The following is a 14,561-nucleotide window of genomic DNA, read 5'->3' as shown; positions in this document are numbered from 1 at the left end:
GCCCGCGCCGGCTCGCCCGCCTGCCCGCACCCGCCTGTCCGCGCCCGCCCCATGCCCGTGTCCCGCCCCCACCCCCCGCCGGCCTGCCCGCGCCCGCCCGCGTCCGCCCACGTCCCCGCTTCACCACCGCCCGCCGCGCCTGAGCCGTCCACTCCGGGGCGTGGTCGTCCGCCGTCCGCGTGCACGACCGGGGACAGTGAGTGACCCCCGAAGGCGTTGTGCCAGGATCACACCGTGAGCACGCTCTACGACTGCAGCGTCCAGTCCGACCGCGCCGCCGGCCTCGCCGCCGCCGCGGGCGCGGTGCGCTCCGGGCGGCTGGTCGTGCTGCCCACCGACACGCTCTACGGGATCGGCTGCGACGCCTTCGACGCGAAGGCCGTCCGGTACCTCCTGGAGGCCAAGGGGCGCGGGCCGGACATGCCGGTGCCCGTGCTCGTCGGCTCCTGGACGACCATCGACGGGCTCGTGCTGTCCGTGCCGCGGCAGGCGCGTGCGCTCATCGAGGCGTTCTGGCCCGGTGGCCTCAGCCTGGTCCTCCACCACGCGCCGTCGCTGGCCTGGGACCTCGGCAACACCCGCGGCACGGTCATGCTGCGGATGCCGCTGCACCCGGTCGCCCTCGAACTGCTGCGCGACGTCGGCCCGATGGCCGTGTCCAGCGCCAACAAGTCCGGCTTCCCGCCCGCCGCGACCGCGCAGGAGGCGTGGGACCAGCTCGGCGAGGACGTCGGCGTGTACCTCGACGGCGGGCGGTCGGAGGAGAACACCGCCTCCACCATCGTGGACCTGACCGGGCCGGACCCGGTCGTGCTGCGCGAGGGCGCGGTTCCGGTCGGCGAGGTGCGCGAGGTGCTGGGTGTCGAAGTCGAGGTCGCCCGCTAGTGGATCTTCCCGATCGGAGTAGCGTGGGCACCCTCCCCACCGTGTCCGCATCCCCGAGGGGCTAGCACCACGTGCCCGACGCCTCGAACGTCCTCCCCGCGCGGGAGTACCTGCTCGTCGCGCTGACCTCCGCCGTCGTGACCTTCCTGCTCGTCGGCCTGGTCCGCAAGCTCGCCTTCCGCATCGGCGCCGTCGCGTACCCGCGGCAGCGCGACGTGCACACCAAGCCCATGCCGCGCATGGGTGGCCTCGCCATGTACGGCGGCGTCCTCGGCGGCATGCTGCTGGCCCACCAGCTGCCGGTGCTGCGCGCCGCGTTCGACTTCTCCGACGACCCGTGGGCGGTGATCGTCGGCGGCGGTGTGATCGTCCTGGTGGGCGTGCTGGACGACCGCTTCGAACTCGACTCGCTGACGAAACTCGCGGGCCAGGTCACCTCCGCGGGCATCCTGGTGCTGTTCGGCCTGCAGTGGCTGCTGTTCTGGGTGCCGTGGGGCGACGACGGCGCGGGCACCGGTTCGCTGCTGGTCCTGGACCAGAACCAGGGCGCGCTGCTGACGGTGCTGCTGGCGGTCACCATGGTCAACGCCATGAACTTCGTCGACGGCCTGGACGGCCTGGCGGCGGGCATCGGCCTCATCGCCGCCGCCGCGACCTGCACGTTCAGCATCGGCGTACTGGCCCGCAACGGCGGCGACGTCGGCTCGTACCCGCCCGCCCTGATCGCCGCCACCCTGGCCGGCGCGTGCCTGGGCTTCCTGCCGCACAACTTCAACCCGGCCCGCATCTTCATGGGCGACTCGGGCTCCATGCTCATCGGCCTGATGCTCGCGGCGGCGACGACCAGCGCGTCCGGCAAGCTGAACTACTCGTCCACGGTCGTGACGAAGGACCTGCTCGGCCTGCTGTCGCCCCTGGTGGTCGTGGCGGCGGTGCTGTTCGTGCCGCTGCTGGACCTGCTCATGGCCGTGGTGCGGCGGACGAGGAGGGGCGAGAGCCCGTTCTCGGCGGACAAGATGCACCTGCACCACCGGTTGCTGGAGATCGGGCACTCGCAGCGCCGGGCCGTGCTGCTGATCTACCTGTGGGCGGGCGTGCTGGCGTTCGGCGCGGTGGCGCTGACCCTGTTCGACGTCGCCGTGGTGATGTGGTGCCTGGCCATCGGCCTGCTCCTGGCCCTGCTCATCTCGGCCATCCCGCGCCTGCGAGAAGTCAAGCGCTCCTGACCCCACACGCTCGGCCTCGACCCGCCAACCCCGCCCGGCTGCCCGGCCTGCTCGATTCCGCCGACCCGCAGCCCGCCGCTCACCCGGCCGACCGCCGCGACATGCCGGAGTCAAGGGTTCTCGACCCCGCCGTCCGAGTGGCGCGAGTACCCCACTTACACTCGGTCCCGACCAGTGGGAAGGGGTGACACATGAGCCAGGAGTGGACTCACGAGAAGGTCGTCCAGAAGCTGGCCGGGGAGATGTTCCGCGGCGCCATCTGGGCCGCTCTCGCCACCGTCGCGATCGGTGCGGTCGTCTGGACCGTCGTGGCCGGTGTCCCCGGCCTGGTCTCGGCGCTCGTCGGCGGCGCGCTCGCCATCGCGTGCTCACTGATCACGCTGTGGCTGATGCACCGCACCGCCAACCTGCCCGTGCAGTTCATCATGATCGCCGCGTTCGGCGGCTTCCTCGGCAAGCTGATCCTGCTGGTCGTGGTGATGGTGCTGTTGCGCAAGGTGCCCGCCATCGCCGACAGCGTCCACCAGAACGCCCTCGCGCTGACCATGGCCGCGACCATCGTCGTGGCGACCTTCATGGAGGTCCGCGCTTCCAAGCGCAGTCGCAGTCAGGTGATCATCCCCACCCCCGGCAACCCCTGAGCTACCGGCTGGTACGGTGCGCGCAGACGGGACGCCCTGGCTGGTAGGGGTGCCCCTCAAGGGCGCGTGCGGTGCATACGGTACGTTTGTCCCGATCGTGACGATTCCCCCGGCGGAGTGAACGCCGGCCGGGAGAACCGGAAGGAACACAGTGACCACGTTGGTGCTGGCCTCGGGTGACGAGTTCGTCCCACCCGGTGTGAAGGACTTCTTCCCCCCGGCGATCTTCGGCTCGGTCGACAAGCCGATGGTGCTGTTGGTCCTGTCGATCGTCATCATCGGGGCGTTCTTCATCGCGGCGACCCGCAACATGAAGCTCGTCCCGGGCAAGTTCCAGTTCCTCGCCGAGTCGGCCTACGACATCGGCCGCAACTCGATCGCCCGCGAGCAGATCGGCGGCAAGGACTTCAAGCCCTTCGTGCCGCTCATCCTCACGGTCTTCACCTTCATCCTGGTGAACAACCTGTTCGGGCTCATCCCGTTCATCCAGTTCCCCACGATGGCCCACATCGGCTTCCCGCTGGCCGTCTCGGTCCTGGTCATCTACCCGGTGTACCACTTCGTGGGCTTCAAGCGCCACGGTTTCGTCGGCTACCTGAAGCACGCCACCATGCCGCCCGGCGCCCCGTGGTTCGTGCTCATCCTGCTGATCCCGATCGAGTTCTTCCAGAAGTTCGTCCTGAACCCGCTCACGCTCGCCATCCGAGTCTTCGCGGCGATGTTCGCGGGTCACCTCCTGCTGCTGGTGTTCACCCTGGCCGGTGAATTCCTGCTGCTGAACGGCGGCATCACGGTCGTGGTGGCCCCGATCGCCTTCCTCTTCGCCATCGCGCTGACCTTCCTGGAAGCGCTGATCATGGTCCTTCAGGCCTACATCTTCGCCCTGCTGAGCGCCAACTACATCGGCGCCGCGCTGGCGGAAGAGCACTGAAAAACACTCAAGCCTCCGATCCGCGAAGCCTTTCGCGGACCGAGTTGGAAAGGGAACAGCACAAGTGAGCGCATCCATCGTTCTTGCTCAGGAAGCCGCCTCGACCGTGAGCAACGCGGGTCTCGCCGCGATCGGCTACGGCCTCGCGGCCATCGGCCCGGGCATCGGCGTGGGTCTCATCTTCTCCTCGGTCATCAGCGGCACCGCCCGCCAGCCCGAGGCCCGCGGCGTCCTCCTGAGCCTCGCCTGGACGACGTTCGCCATCGTCGAGGTCCTCGCGCTGCTCGGCTTCGTCGTGTACTTCCTCGCGTCGAACGCCTGACCGTCCGTTCATCGCATAAGAGAGGTTTGTGATGAAAACCCTCATCGTGGCGGCGGCGGAGGGAGAACAGATCAACCCGGTTCTCCCGCACACCTCCGAGATCATCATCGGCCTGATCGCGTTCCTGCTGCTCTTCTTCGTCATCAAGAAGTTCGTCTCGCCGAAGTTCGAGGCGGTCTACGCGGAACGTGCCGCCAAGATCGAGGGCGGGATCGAGAAGGCCGAGCAGGCGCAGGCCGAGGCCCAGCGCACGCTTGAGCAGTACAAGGCGCAGCTCGCCGAGGCGCGCGCGGAAGCCGCTCGCATCCGGGACGACGCCCGCATCGAGGGCGAGCAGATCATCAGCGAGCTGCGCGCCAAGGCGCAGGAGGAGTCCGCCCGGATCGTCGCGGCGGGCCAGACCCAGCTGGAGACCCAGCGGGCGCAGATCGTCGCGGAGCTGCGCGGCGAGCTGGGCCGCCTGGCCGTCGACCTGGCCGACCGGGTCGTGGGCGAGTCGCTGGAGGACGAGGTGCGCCGCCGGGGCACCGTCGACCGGTTCCTCGACGAGCTGGACAACACCTCGGCTCCGGCCGTCAAGTGAGGGAACGCCGATGACGCTGCACGCCGCCAGCCGCGACGCGCTGGCCGCCGCTGAACTGCGGTTGCTGGAGATCGTCGACGGCGCCAAGGACAGCGCGGCCCTCGGCAAGCTGGGCGAGGAGCTGTTCGCGGTCGTCGGCCTGCTGTCCGGGCAGCCCTCGCTGCGCCGGGCGCTGGCCGACGCCTCGACCGAGCCCACCGGCCGCGAGGGCCTGCTCCGCGGCCTGCTCGCGGGCAAGGTCTCCGACGAGGCGCTCCAGGTGCTGGCCACGGTCGTCACGGTGCGCTGGTCCAACCCGCGTGAGCTGGTCGACGGCGTCGAGTCGCTGGCCCGCACCACGCTGCTGGTGCGGGCCGAGCGGGACGGTCGGCTCGACACCGTCGAGGACGAGCTGTTCCGCCTCGGCCGCATCATCGCGGGCAACCACGACCTGGAGCTGGCGCTGTCCGACCCGGCGGGCGACCCCGCGGGCAAGGTCGCGCTGGTGGACAGCCTCGTGGCGGGCAAGGTGGACGAGACCACCAAGACCCTGGTCGACCAGCTGGTCCGCGAGCCCCGCGGACTCGGCATCGTCAACGGTCTGTCGGACCTGGCGGCCCTCGCGGCCAAGCGCCGGGAACGTTCCGTCGCCCACGTCCGTTCCGCGGTCGAGCTGGACGCGGCGCAGCAGGACCGCCTGGAAGCCACGCTGACCCGGATCTACTCGCGGCCCATCGCGCTGCACGTGGAGGTCGACCCCTCGCTGCGCGGCGGACTGCTGATCAAGATCGGCGACGAGATCATCGACGGAAGCGTGGCGGGTCGGCTCGCGGCTCTGCGCCGCGACCTCGCGAGCTGACCGAACACCGGAACCGCGGCCCACAAGCCCCTTTCCTTTAACGAAGTGAGAGCAGGAACGACATGGCGGAGCTGACGATCTCGTCGGACGAGATCCGCAGTGCGATCGAGAAGTACGTCTCGACCTACTCCCCGGAAGTCAGCCGGGAAGAGGTCGGCGTCGTCGCGGAGACCTACGACGGCATCGCCATCGTCGAGGGTCTGCCCGGCACCATGACCAACGAGCTGCTGGAGTTCCCCGGCGGCGTGCTCGGTGTCGCCCTGAACCTGGACGTGCGCGAGATCGGCGCCGTCATCCTGGGTGACTTCGACAAGATCGAAGAGGGTCAGGAGGTCAAGCGGACCGGCCAGGTGCTCTCCGTGCCGGTCGGCGACGGCTTCCTCGGCCGCGTGGTCAACCCCCTCGGCCAGCCGATCGACGGCCTCGGCGACATCGTCGCCGACGACACCCGCGCCCTGGAGCTGCAGGCCGCGACGGTGCTGCAGCGCCAGCCCGTCGGCGAGCCGATGCAGACCGGCATCAAGGCCATCGACTCGATGACCCCGATCGGCCGCGGCCAGCGCCAGCTGATCATCGGCGACCGCAAGACCGGCAAGACCGCGGTCTGCATCGACACGATCATCAACCAGAAGAAGGCCTGGGAGTCGGGCGACCCGAAGCAGCAGGTCCGCTGCGTCTACGTCGCCATCGGCCAGAAGGGCTCCACCATCGCGGGCGTCAAGGCCGCGCTGGAGGAGGCCGGCGCGCTGGAGTACACCACGATCGTGGCGGCCCCGGCGTCCGACTCGGCCGGCTTCAAGTGGCTCGCCCCCTACACCGGCTCGGCCATCGGCCAGCACTGGATGTACCAGGGCAAGCACGTCCTGATCATCTTCGACGACCTGACCAAGCAGGCCGAGGCGTACCGCGCCATCTCGCTGCTGCTGCGCCGCCCGCCGGGCCGCGAGGCGTACCCGGGTGACGTCTTCTACTTGCACTCGCGCCTGCTGGAGCGTTGCGCGAAGCTGTCCGACGACATGGGCGGCGGCTCGATGACCGGTCTGCCGATCATCGAGACCAAGGCCAACGACGTGTCGGCGTACATCCCGACCAACGTCATCTCGATCACCGACGGCCAGTGCTTCCTGGAGTCGGACCTGTTCAACGCCGGTGTCCGCCCGGCCGTCAACGTGGGCATCTCGGTCTCCCGCGTCGGTGGCGCGGCGCAGATCAAGGCCATGAAGACGGTGTCCGGCTCGCTGCGCCTGGACCTGTCGCAGTTCCGCGAGCTGGAGGCGTTCTCCGCCTTCGCCTCCGACCTGGACGCGGCCTCCCGCGCCCAGCTGGAGCGCGGCGCGCGCCTGGTCGAGCTGCTCAAGCAGGGCCAGTACTCGCCGGTGCCGGTCGAGGAGCAGGTCGTGTCCATCTACCTGGGCACCAAGGGCCACCTCGACTCCGTCCCGGTGGGCGACGTCCGCCGCTTCGAGGCCGAGTTCCTGGAGCACATCCGCCGCAACCACGACGTGATCCTCTCCGGCATCCGCGAGTCCAAGACGTTGTCCGAGGACACCGAAAAGGGCATCGTGGACGCTGTCAACGCGTTCAAGCAGCAGTTCACCGCCTCGAACGGCGCCCCGGTTGTCAACGAGGCCCCGGCTGAGGCGATGGACGCCGACAAGGTCGGGCACGAGTCGGTCAAGGTGAACCGACCCGCCCCGGCCGAGAAGTGACGTAGGCATGGCGGCACAGATTCGAGAGCTGCGCCAGCGGATCCGCACGGTCAACTCGACCAAGAAGATCACCAAGGCGTACGAGCTGATCGCCACCTCGCGCCTGGCCAAGGCCCAGGCGCGGGTGGCGGCGTCGAGGCCGTACGCGGAGGAGATCACCGGCGTGCTGTCCGCGCTGGCCACCGCGTCGGCGAACCTCGACCACCCGCTGTTGACCGAGCGCAAGGCCCCGAAGAAGGCCGGCGTCCTGGTCGTGACCAGCGACAAGGGCATGTGCGGCGGCTACAACGCCAACGTGCTGAAGGCGGCCGAGGAGCTGTTCTCGCTCCTGCGGTCCGAGGGCAAGGAGCCGGTGCTCTACGTCATCGGCCGCAAGGGCGCGGGCTACTACCGGTTCCGCCGCCGGGAGATCGTCGGCGAGTGGACGGGGTTCTCGCAGCTCCCGCACTACGTCAACGCCTCCGAGGCGGGCGACGAGCTGGTGAAGGCCTTCGTCGCGGGCGGTGACGAGCCCGGTGGCCTGGACGAGCTGCACGTCGTCTACACCGAGTTCAAGTCGATGCTCAGCCAGCAGCCGGTCGCCAAGCGCATCGCGCCGATGGAGGTCGAGTACGACCCGACCCCGGCCAAGCTGCAGTCGGTGTACTCGTTCGAGCCGAACGCGGAGACGCTGCTCGGCGCGCTGCTCCCCAAGTACGTGAAGACCCGGCTGTTCTCGGCACTGCTCGACGCGGCGGCGTCCGAGTCGGCGGCCCGGCGGACCGCGATGAAGGCGGCGACGGACAACGCCACCGAGCTGGTGCGCACCCTGAGCCGCCAGGCCAACGCGGCCCGCCAGGCCCAGATCACCCAGGAGATCAGCGAGATCGTCGGTGGCGCCTCCGCGCTTACCGGTGGCGCAGGAAGTGATGAGTGACATGAGTGCTACTGCCACCACCACCCGCACCGGCCGTGTGGTCCGGGTGATTGGCGCCGTCGTCGACGTGGAGTTCCCGCGCGACGCGGTTCCCGAGCTGTTCAACGCCCTCCACGTGGAGATCACGTACGAGGCCGTCGCCAAGACGCTGACCCTGGAGGTCGCCCAGCACCTGGGTGACAACCTGGTCCGCACCATCTCGATGCAGCCGACCGACGGCCTGGTCCGCGGCGCGACCGTGACCGACACCGGCAGCGCCATCAAGGTGCCCGTCGGCGACGTCGTCAAGGGCCACGTGTTCAACGCGCTGGGCGACTGCCTCGACTCGCCGGGCCTCGGCCGCGACGGCGAGCAGTGGGAGATCCACCGCAAGGCCCCGTCGTTCGACCAGCTCGAAGGCAAGACCGAGATCCTGGAGACGGGCATCAAGGTCATCGACCTGCTGACCCCGTACGTCAAGGGCGGCAAGATCGGCCTGTTCGGCGGCGCGGGCGTGGGCAAGACGGTGCTCATCCAGGAGATGATCACCCGTATCGCCCGCGAGTTCTCCGGCACGTCGGTGTTCGCCGGCGTCGGCGAGCGCACCCGTGAGGGCACCGACCTCCTCCTGGAGATGGAGGAGATGGAGGTCCTCGGGGACACCGCGCTGGTGTTCGGCCAGATGGACGAGCCGCCGGGCACGCGTATGCGCGTGGCCCTGTCGGCGCTGACCATGGCCGAGTACTTCCGCGACGTCCAGAACCAGGACGTGCTGCTGTTCATCGACAACATCTTCCGGTTCACCCAGGCCGGTTCCGAGGTCTCGACCCTGCTGGGCCGCATGCCTTCGGCCGTGGGTTACCAGCCGACGCTGGCCGACGAGATGGGTGAGCTGCAGGAGCGCATCACCTCGACGCGCGGCAAGTCGATCACCTCGCTGCAGGCCATCTACGTGCCCGCGGACGACTACACCGACCCCGCCCCGGCGACCACCTTCGCCCACCTGGACGCGACGACGGAGCTTTCCCGTCCGATCTCCCAGAAGGGCATCTACCCGGCGGTGGACCCGCTGTCGTCGTCGTCCCGGATCCTCGAACCGTCGATCGTGGGCGAGGAGCACTACCGGGTCGCGCAGGAGGTCAAGCGGATTCTGCAGAAGTACAAGGAGCTGCAGGACATCATCGCCATCCTCGGCATGGACGAGCTGTCCGAGGAGGACAAGGTCCTCGTCGGCCGCGCCCGTCGCCTGGAGCGCTTCCTGGGCCAGAACTTCTTCGTCGCGGAGAAGTTCACCTCGCAGCCGGGCTCCTTCGTGCCGATCAAGGAGACCGTCGAGGCCTTCGACCGCGTCTGCAAGGGCGAGTTCGACCACTACCCGGAGCAGGCCTTCTTCTCCTGCGGTGGCCTGAACGACGTCGAGGAGAACGCTAAGAAGCTGGCCGGCAAGTAAGTCCCCGGCCGTTCGTCGGTGAGGCCCGTCCCCTGGTGGGGGCGGGCCTTTCCGTTGTGCCGGTGGGCCTTGTCGGGTTGGCGGGCTTTGTGTTGGGTCGGGGTGCATCGGGCTGGTGGGCTTTGCGTCGGGTCGGGGGTGCGTTGTCCGGAAGGGACTTGGCGTCCTGGTGCTCGGGGTTTGTCGAGTTCGCCCGACGGGTGCGTGCGCGTCGCTAGGCTTCGGGCATGAACTCGCACGTCCTCGTGCCCTACGACGAGACCCTCCTGCGGCGGACCATCGAGTACATCCTCCAGCCGCACGTGAAGCGGTTCCGGCCGGTGGGGATCGCCTTGGTGGTGCTGGGCGTGCTGATGGCGGCGCTTGACGTCTCGCGGTACGTCCTGTGGGCACCGATGGTCGTGGCGGGCGTCTTCTGCGCGTTCGTGGTCAAGCCGATGATGATCGGTTCGACCATCAAGCAGCAGTGGTCCGGCATCAAGGCCGACTTCCGGTTGGACGCGGACGAGGAGTGGGTGTCGTTCTCCTACCCGGCGTTCCAGTCGCGCATCCGGTGGGAGGCGATGGAGAAGGTCGTGGAGACGCCCGACGCGTGGATGCTGGTGCTCGGCAAGATCCAGGTGATGACCGTGGCCAAGAGCGCGATGAACCCCGAGCAGCTGGCCGAGTTCACCGCCCTGCTGGCGCGTCGTCGCCCGCCGGTGGCGGCTTAGGAGCGCCAACCCATCGCACGGGAGATGGCGCGGCCACAGGCTCGTACGGCCGGGAGGACGGTGTCGGTGCGCGTCTCGACCGGCACGACGACGGACACGGCCGCCACGACGTCGCCCGAGGCGTTCCGGACCGGGGCCGCGACCGAGTACGTGATGGGCTCGATCTGCCGGTCGGAGATGGCGTAGCCGTCGCGGCGGACGGTCGCGAGTGCCGAGCGCAGGGCCTTCGGCGTGCTGATGGTGTGCGTGGTGAAGCGCTTCAGCGGTGCGGCGAGGGCGTCCTCTTGGACGTCGTGCGGGGAGTGGGCGAGCAGGACCAGGCCGACGCCCGTGGCGTGCAGGGGCATGCGTGAGCCCATGCGGGTCAGGATGCTCACGGCGTCCACAGCGGACAGCCGTTCCACGTAGACGACCTCCAGGCCGTCCCGCACGGCCAGTTGCACGTTGTGCCGCGTGACCTCGACCAGGTCCTCCAGGTACGGCAGCGCCCGCTCCCGCAGGTCCAGCGCGCCGGGGGACAGGGCGCCCAGCTCGTAGAGCCGCAGGCCGATCCAGAAGCGACCGTCGGGGTCGCGTTCCAGCGCCCGGTGCGCCAGGAGTTCGCGGACCAGGCGGTGCGTGGTGCTCAGCGGCAGGCCGGAGTGGCGGCTCAGCTCGGACAGCGTCGCCGAGGGCCGGTCGGCGGTGAACACGGCGAGCAGCGTGAACGCCCGGCCGAGCAGCGACACTGGGACCTGGGCGGGGACCGGCACGAGCCCCAGTCTTCCACTCATCGGAAACGGGCCTGGGCCGGTTCTGGTGACAGACCTCACGCGGTCGCTTACGGGGTTCGGGCTCACCGCGGGTGTCGCCCACCCGTGTGGTTCTCCGTGTTCGCCTTGGTCGCGGCCCTGGGCGCAATCGCCGTGACCGCCGTCGGAGTGACCTCCGGCCGGGTGGTACCACACGTAGAGAAGCGCTGAGGGTGGCTGGGGCGGCAAGCTCTTCGGGCGACCGTTTAGACTGCACACGACTCCAGTGCCAGACAAGGGAGATGCCCGTGGCCGAGATGACCGTCCAGTTGGTCGCCGTGGAACGCCGCCTGTGGTCCGGGACGGCCACCTCGGTGGTCGCGCAGACGACCGAGGGCGAGATCGGCATCCTGCCCGGCCACGAGCCCGTCCTGGGCCAGTTGGTCGAGGGCGGCGTGGTGCGGATCCGGACCGTCGAGAACGAGCTGGTCACCGCGGCCGTGCACGGCGGCTTCCTGTCCGTGACCGGTGACGGCGTGAGCATCCTCGCCGAGGCCGCGGAGCTGGCCCACGAGATCGACGTGGAAGAGGCCCGGTCGGCGTTGGGGAACGCGGACGACGTGGAGCGGGCCAGGGCACTCGCGCGGCTGCGCGCCGCGGGTCACTCGGCCTGACGCGGACGAGCGGACAAGCGCCGTGGGGATCGCCGAAGTCGTCGGGGTGGTCCTGTTCGTCGCGGTGGTGGTCCTCGCGTACCTCGCGTGGCGCCGCATCCGCCTCCTGCGCGCCGGTGGCGTGCACGTGGCCCTGAGGACCCGCCTGGACGGTGGTGGCCGGGGCTGGCACCTGGGCGTGGGGCACTACCGGGGTGACGAGTTCGTGTGGTCCCGCGCGCTGAGCCTGCGCACCGGGCCGGACCGGGTCATCTACCGGGACGGGTTCGAGATCGACGACCGACGTGAACCGACCGCGTCCGAGGCGTACGCCATGCCTCAGGGCGCGGTCGTGTTGCGTTGTAGCGGGGCCAAGGGGGAGGCGGTGGAGATCGCCATGGGGCCGGACGCTTTGACCGGCTTCCTGTCTTGGCTGGAGTCCGCCCCTCCGGGCCGCTCCATCCCCTGGGCTTCCTGAGTGTTCTAAAAGCTTCAAAAGCGGCGCTCGCCGCGCGGCAGGCCCCCGGGGGGTGGAAGGGCGTCGGTTCGTCCCCCGTACGGCCTGCCGGAGGCAACCACCCTTTGGTCTTCTCCGCAACCGGAAAAGCTGGTTGCGGAGAAGACCAAAGCGCGGTTGGGCTGCGCCCAGGCCGTACGGGGAACGAACCGAGGCCCTTCCTGTGGCTGGTAGCCCAGGGCGCCTGCGGCGCGGGTGGGTTGTCAGGCGTTGCCGCCGGGTTGCCAGAGGACGTCGCCGTTCGGGTTGGCTACCCGGGCGAGGATGAAGAGCAGGTCGCTCAGGCGGTTGAGGTACTTCGCGGCGAGTGTGTTCGTCGTGTCCGGTTCGGCTTCGACCAGTGCCCACGTTGAGCGTTCCGCTCGGCGGGCGATCGTGCGGGCCTGGTGGAGCAGGGCCGCGCCGGGGGTGCCTCCGTTGAGGATGAACGACTCCAGTTTGCCCACTCGGCTGTTGTACTCGTCACACCACGCCTCCAGGCGGTCCACGTAGGGCTGGGTGATGCGCAGTGGTGGGTACTTCGGGTCCTCGACGATGGGGGTGCACAGGTCCGCGCCCACGTCGAACAGGTCGTTCTGGACCTTTCGCACCACGCCCGCGACGTCCTCCGCCAGCGCGCCCAGGGCCAGGGCCACGCCCAGGGCCGCGTTGGTTTCGTCGCAGTCCGCGTAGGCCGTGATGCGGGGCGAGGTCTTGGGGACCCGGGTGAAGTCGCCCAGGCCCGTGGTGCCGTCGTCGCCCACGCGGGTGTAGATCTTGGTGAGGTGAACCGCCATGCCCTGCACTGTAAGGGGCTCCGGGCACTGGCTTGATTCAGTGGATCCGTACGATTGCGGCGCAACCACAACCGGATGAGGAGTTTCCTTGGTGAGCGAACACTTCCGGGTCCAGGGCGGTGCGCGGCTGGTCGGCGAGGTCGACGTCGTCGGCGCCAAGAACAGCGTGTTGAAGCTGATGGCGGCGGCCCTGCTGGCCGAGGGCACGACCACCATCACCAACTGCCCCGAGATCCTGGACGTGCCGCTGATGGCCGACGTCCTGCGCAGCCTCGGTTGCGAGGTGACGCTGTCCGGTGACGTCGCCACCATCACCACGCCGAAGGAGCTCAACCACCGGGCCGACTCCGAGGCGATGGGCAAGCTCCGCGCCTCCGTGTGCGTGCTCGGGCCGCTGGTCGGGCGGTGCAAGCGCGCGGTGGTCGCGTTGCCCGGTGGGGACGCGATCGGGTCGCGGCCGTTGGACATGCACCAGAGCGGGTTGCGCAAGCTCGGGGCGCACAGCGAGATCGAGCACGGGTGCGTCGTCGCCGAGGCCGAGGGGTTGCACGGGGCGCAGATCTGGTTGGACTTCCCCAGCGTCGGCGCGACCGAGAACATCCTGATGGCGGCGGTGCTGGCGAACGGCACGACGGTCATCGACAACGCGGCCCGCGAGCCGGAGATCGTCGACATCTGCGTGATGCTCCAGCAGATGGGCGCGAAGATCGAGGGCGCGGGCACCTCGACGCTGACCGTGCACGGCGTGGAGTCGCTGCGGCCGACCGAGCACCGGGTCATCGGGGACCGGATCGTCGGCGCGACCTGGGCGTTCGCGGCGGCGATGACGCGTGGTGACATCACCGTGCGCGGCGTGAACCCCCACCACCTGGACCTGGTGCTGGAGAAGCTGCGGATGGCGGGCGCGGAGGTCACCACGTTCGACTCCGACGGGTTCCGGGTGGTGCAGCAGGGCCGGCCGCAGTCGGTGGACTTCGTGACGCTGCCCTACCCGGGGTTCGCGACCGACCTCCAGCCGTTCGCGATCGCGCTGTCCAGCGTGTCCGAGGGCACGTCGATGATCACCGAGAACCTGTTCGAGGCGCGGTTCCGGTTCATCGAGGAGATGGTGCGGCTCGGGGCCGACGCGCGCACCGACGGTCACCACGCGGTCGTGCGCGGCGTGGAGAGGCTGTCCAGCGCGCCGGTGTGGGCCTCCGACATCCGCGCGGGCGCGGGGCTGGTGCTGGCCGGGCTGTGCGCGGACGGCGTGACCGAGGTGTACGAGATCTTCCACATCGAGCGCGGCTACCCCGGGTTCGTGGAGAACCTGCGCAAGCTCGGCGCGACCGTGGAGCGGGTCACGGCCTGAGCAGCAGCTTGGCGTCGGGCGCGTCGGCGGGGAAGACCAGCAGGCGGTGGCCGGTGCCGCGGAGCACCACGGTCGTCCTGATGCCCGCGCCGCGCAACCGCGCGGCCAGGACTTCGGCCGCCTCGGCGGTCGGCAGCACGGCCACCTCGACCAGCAGCCCGAAGTCCTCGCCGGTGTGGTCGGGCACGCCGCGCCGGTCGTTCCCGAACGCCCACCGCAGCACGAGGGCGAGCGCGGCGAAGACCACGAGCAGCAGCAACGTCTGGGTGAGCGCGGTCACGGCCCCCATGCTCCTCCGTGCTCGATTCAGTGGGCAACGCCACGCGCGGCGTGAGTTACT

The 14,561-nt window shown here is 69.7% G+C and carries 17 protein-coding genes; 14 read left to right on the top strand and 3 right to left on the bottom strand.

Annotation, left to right across the window (positions count from 1 at the left end; genetic code table 11):
• Positions 1-234: 234 nt before the first annotated feature.
• The 11 genes from AB0A74_RS31860 to AB0A74_RS31810 all read left to right on the top strand — a co-directional run bounded on the left by AB0A74_RS31860 (position 235) and on the right by AB0A74_RS31810 (position 10,193).
• Positions 235-885 carry an L-threonylcarbamoyladenylate synthase gene (locus tag AB0A74_RS31860; RefSeq protein ID WP_358255288.1) on the top strand — a complete coding sequence of 217 codons (651 nt, stop codon included), beginning with the start codon at positions 235-237 and terminating at the stop codon, positions 883-885.
• 71 nt (positions 886-956) lie between these two features.
• Complete coding sequence (locus AB0A74_RS31855) at positions 957-2,111, top strand: MraY family glycosyltransferase (protein ID WP_358255286.1); 1,155 nt, start codon at positions 957-959, stop codon at positions 2,109-2,111.
• 191 nt (positions 2,112-2,302) lie between these two features.
• Complete coding sequence (locus tag AB0A74_RS31850) at positions 2,303-2,752, top strand: hypothetical protein (RefSeq protein WP_343933144.1); 450 nt, start codon at positions 2,303-2,305, stop codon at positions 2,750-2,752.
• Between the two features lie 151 nt (positions 2,753-2,903).
• Positions 2,904-3,683, top strand: coding sequence for a F0F1 ATP synthase subunit A (gene atpB, locus AB0A74_RS31845; protein ID WP_358255284.1), 780 nt, complete (start codon positions 2,904-2,906; stop codon positions 3,681-3,683).
• A gap of 76 nt (positions 3,684-3,759) precedes the next feature.
• Positions 3,760-4,005 carry an ATP F0F1 synthase subunit C gene (locus tag AB0A74_RS31840; protein ID WP_358255291.1) on the top strand — a complete coding sequence of 82 codons (246 nt, stop codon included), beginning with the start codon at positions 3,760-3,762 and terminating at the stop codon, positions 4,003-4,005.
• A 31-nt stretch (positions 4,006-4,036) separates the two neighbouring features.
• Positions 4,037-4,588, top strand: coding sequence for a F0F1 ATP synthase subunit B (locus AB0A74_RS31835; RefSeq protein ID WP_358255282.1), 552 nt, complete (start codon positions 4,037-4,039; stop codon positions 4,586-4,588).
• Between the two features lie 10 nt (positions 4,589-4,598).
• Positions 4,599-5,426: a F0F1 ATP synthase subunit delta gene (locus tag AB0A74_RS31830; RefSeq protein WP_358255280.1), complete on the top strand. Its 828-nt coding sequence runs from the start codon at positions 4,599-4,601 to the stop codon at positions 5,424-5,426.
• A gap of 62 nt (positions 5,427-5,488) precedes the next feature.
• Positions 5,489-7,135, top strand: coding sequence for a F0F1 ATP synthase subunit alpha (atpA, locus tag AB0A74_RS31825; protein ID WP_358255278.1), 1,647 nt, complete (start codon positions 5,489-5,491; stop codon positions 7,133-7,135).
• Between the two features lie 7 nt (positions 7,136-7,142).
• On the top strand, positions 7,143-8,051 hold the full coding sequence (locus tag AB0A74_RS31820) for a F0F1 ATP synthase subunit gamma (RefSeq protein WP_358255276.1): 909 nt from the start codon (positions 7,143-7,145) through the stop codon (positions 8,049-8,051).
• Positions 8,044-9,480 (top strand): F0F1 ATP synthase subunit beta, encoded by a 1,437-nt coding sequence (gene atpD, locus AB0A74_RS31815; RefSeq protein ID WP_211351378.1) that lies wholly within the window; start codon positions 8,044-8,046, stop codon positions 9,478-9,480. The genes AB0A74_RS31820 and atpD overlap by 8 nt, the downstream gene beginning before the upstream one ends.
• 227 nt (positions 9,481-9,707) lie before the next feature.
• The gene (locus tag AB0A74_RS31810) at positions 9,708-10,193 is read left to right on the top strand and encodes a YcxB family protein (RefSeq protein WP_358255274.1); all 486 of its coding nucleotides are present in this window, start codon (positions 9,708-9,710) and stop codon (positions 10,191-10,193) included.
• On the opposite strand, the gene AB0A74_RS31805 is transcribed toward AB0A74_RS31810, so the two are convergent.
• Positions 10,190-10,966 carry an IclR family transcriptional regulator gene (locus AB0A74_RS31805; protein ID WP_358255272.1) on the bottom strand — a complete coding sequence of 259 codons (777 nt, stop codon included), beginning with the start codon at positions 10,964-10,966 and terminating at the stop codon, positions 10,190-10,192. The genes AB0A74_RS31810 and AB0A74_RS31805 overlap by 4 nt on opposite strands.
• 266 nt (positions 10,967-11,232) lie before the next feature.
• Between AB0A74_RS31805 and AB0A74_RS31800 the strand changes: the two genes are divergently transcribed.
• The gene (locus tag AB0A74_RS31800) at positions 11,233-11,598 is read left to right on the top strand and encodes a F0F1 ATP synthase subunit epsilon (protein WP_121231939.1); all 366 of its coding nucleotides are present in this window, start codon (positions 11,233-11,235) and stop codon (positions 11,596-11,598) included.
• A gap of 22 nt (positions 11,599-11,620) precedes the next feature.
• Positions 11,621-12,055, top strand: coding sequence for a DUF2550 domain-containing protein (locus AB0A74_RS31795; RefSeq protein WP_343933155.1), 435 nt, complete (start codon positions 11,621-11,623; stop codon positions 12,053-12,055).
• Between the two features lie 242 nt (positions 12,056-12,297).
• Here AB0A74_RS31795 and AB0A74_RS31790 read toward each other — a convergent pair whose 3' ends face one another.
• Positions 12,298-12,870, bottom strand: a complete 573-nt coding sequence (locus tag AB0A74_RS31790) for a cob(I)yrinic acid a,c-diamide adenosyltransferase (protein WP_358255270.1) — start codon at positions 12,868-12,870, stop codon at positions 12,298-12,300.
• A gap of 91 nt (positions 12,871-12,961) precedes the next feature.
• Here AB0A74_RS31790 and murA point away from each other — a divergent pair, with 91 nt between their 5' ends.
• Complete coding sequence (gene murA, locus AB0A74_RS31785) at positions 12,962-14,221, top strand: UDP-N-acetylglucosamine 1-carboxyvinyltransferase (protein ID WP_358255268.1); 1,260 nt, start codon at positions 12,962-12,964, stop codon at positions 14,219-14,221.
• Here the strand turns inward: murA and AB0A74_RS31780 are convergent.
• A complete protein-coding gene (locus AB0A74_RS31780) occupies positions 14,211-14,510 on the bottom strand; it encodes a hypothetical protein (RefSeq protein WP_358255266.1) in 300 nt (99 codons plus the stop codon). The two genes, murA and AB0A74_RS31780, sit on opposite strands and share 11 nt — an antisense overlap.
• Positions 14,511-14,561 lie beyond the last annotated feature (51 nt).

Source organism: Saccharothrix sp. NPDC042600 (genome assembly GCF_040647305.1).
Lineage (GTDB): Bacteria > Actinomycetota > Actinomycetes > Mycobacteriales > Pseudonocardiaceae > Actinosynnema > Actinosynnema mutabilis.
This window is presented reverse-complemented; position numbering and strand designations above follow the sequence as displayed.